Source organism: Rugamonas brunnea (genome assembly GCF_014042345.1).
Lineage (GTDB): Bacteria > Pseudomonadota > Gammaproteobacteria > Burkholderiales > Burkholderiaceae_D > Rugamonas > Rugamonas brunnea.
In genome coordinates this window covers 1-2,381 of sequence record NZ_JACEZT010000042.1, presented here as the reverse complement: position 1 = coordinate 2,381, position 2,381 = coordinate 1, and the positions used below count along the sequence as shown (strand labels likewise).

The window sequence follows — 2,381 nt, the reverse complement described above, 5'->3', positions numbered from 1 at the left end:
GTGATCGGTCCGATACCAGGGACAGTCATCAGGCGTTGGCCCAGATCGTCCTCGGTTACCTGCCGTGTCAATTCCCTTTCAATGTCGGCGATTTGCGACTCAAGGTACTTGAAATGGGTCTGCAGCCGCTCCAGCACTTGTACCAGTCTTGGTGGCAACGCCTGTTCCGCCAGGATGGCGGGCAGGCGGCGGATCGCCGCGTGGCCAATAGGCAGACTGATGCCAAACTCCAGCAGAAAACCATGGATCTGGTTACTGGCCTTGACTCGGTCGCGCACCAGGGAATCACGCACCCGGTGCAGCGCCGCTAAAGTTTGTTGGGCTTCATTTTTGGGCGTGACGAAGCGCATTGCAGGGCGGCACGCAGCCTCGCAAATCGCTTCTGCATCAATGAAATCATTCTTGTTGCTCTTAACAAAAGGACGCACAAACTGCGGCGAAATTAGCTTCGGCTGGTGTCCCAGCGCTGCCAGCTGCCGCGCCATGTGATGGGCGCCGGCACATGCCTCCATCACAATCGTACAGGGTGGGAACTGGGCGAGAAATTCCATGAGCTGCTTGCGCCCGAACTTCTTGCGCAGCAGTGCTTTGCCCTGGCGATCCTGTCCGTGGAGATGGAAACTGTGTTTGCCAAGGTCGATACCGATCAACGTTACGCTGTCCATGATGGCGCCCTCCAGAAATGAAAACACCCTATAAGATTAGGACTTATAGGGTGAGGGTGACCATCTCATTAACCGGGGTCAGGTCATACCATTAGGCAAGCTGCTCGCAGCTTGCCTAATGGTATGACCTGACCCCGGTTTTGCGGTTTTGGTGCTTGCGCGGAGTCGTCAGTGCGTCAGGACTTGGGCAGGCCGCCCAGCAAGGCAGCCACTTTCTGCTTGGACTTGGCCGGTGCAGCCGCAGCCGGCGCGGCGGCTGGCGCGGCGCTGCGCGGGGCTGGCTCGTAGGGCTTGAGGAACCACGGGTCCACTTTCTCGCGGCGCGGGCCGGCGCCGTTGTACGAGGAAGTCGGACGGGGGCTGCGCTCGGCCATGCGGGTGGCCGGGGCACGGCTGTCGGAGTCGGCCGGACGGCGGGCGCGGCGGTCGCCGTGGCGCTCGTCGCCGCCACGCGAGGTGCCGGGCGTGAAGCCGTCCAGCGTGCCGCGGCGGATGGTCTGCTTGATCAGCTTTTCGATGTCGGCCAGCAGACGCTCGTCCTTGTCCGAATAGATCGAGATGGCGTCGCCCGAGGCGCCGGCGCGGCCCGTGCGGCCGATGCGGTGCACATAGTCTTCGGCGTTGTACGGCAGGTCGTAGTTGATCACGCACGGCAGGTCGGAGATGTCGAGCCCGCGCGCGGCCACGTCGGTGGCGACCAGCACGTCGATCTCGCCCTTCTTGAACGCGTCCAGCGCGGCCATGCGCTCTTGCTGGGTCTTGTCGCCGTGGATGGCGGAGGCCTTCATGCCTTCCTGCTCCAGCCCGCGCGCCAGGCGCGAGGCGCCGATCTTGGTGTTGGAGAACACGATCACTTGCTTGAGGTCGCGCTGGCGCAGCAGGTGCGCCACCAGGTCGCGCTTCTGCTCTTCCGGCACCTTGTACACCACCTGGGTCACCTTGTCGGCCGTGGCGTTGCTGCGCGCCACTTCGATCGTCAGCGGGTTGTTGAGGAAGGTGTTGGCCAGCTTCTTGATCTCGGGCGAGAACGTGGCCGAGAACATCAGGTTCTGGCGCTGCTTGGGCAGCAGGTTGATGATGCGCTGCAGGTCGGGCAGGAAGCCCATGTCGAGCATGCGGTCGGCTTCGTCCATGACCAGCATCTGCACCTGGCTCAGGCTGATGTTCTTCTGCTCAATGTGGTCCAGCAGGCGGCCCGGGGTGGCGATGACGATTTCCACGCCGCCCTTGAGGATCACGGTCTGGCCCTTCATGTCCATGCCGCCGAACACCACGGTCGAACGCAGCGGCGTGTGCTGGGCGTAGGCCTTGACGTTGTCGGCCACCTGCACCGCCAGTTCGCGGGTCGGGGTCAGGATCAGCGCGCGCACCGGATGGCGCGCCGGCGACATGCTGGCGTTGGCGTGCGCCAGCAGCATCTGGATGATGGGCAGCGCGAAGCTGGCCGTCTTGCCGGTGCCGGTCTGGGCTGCGCCCATCACGTCGCGGCCTTGCAGCAGCACGGGGATGGCCTGGGCCTGGATCGGGGTCGGATGCACATAGCCCTGGTCGGTCAGCGCGCGCTCAATCAGCGGCGACAGGCCGAAGTCGGCGAAGCGGACCTGAGCAGCGGGCGCGGCGGCGGCGGGCGCGGCCGGCGCAGCGGCGACAGGAGCTGCGGGCGCAGCCGCAACGGGAGCGGTCGGCTCAGCGGCGACGGGAGCGACCGCTGCCACG

2 protein-coding genes are annotated in these 2,381 nt (G+C 64.8%); both read right to left on the bottom strand.

Going from position 1 to position 2,381, the window contains the following annotated elements; genetic code table 11:
• A partial coding sequence (locus H3H37_RS25365; RefSeq protein ID WP_182163597.1) for an IS110 family RNA-guided transposase occupies window positions 1-665 on the bottom strand: 665 nt, incomplete at its 3' end.
• A gap of 176 nt (window positions 666-841) precedes the next feature.
• Window positions 842-2,380 carry a DEAD/DEAH box helicase gene (locus H3H37_RS25360; RefSeq protein ID WP_182167775.1) on the bottom strand — a complete coding sequence of 513 codons (1,539 nt, stop codon included), beginning with the start codon at window positions 2,378-2,380 and terminating at the stop codon, window positions 842-844.
• Window position 2,381 lies beyond the last annotated feature (1 nt).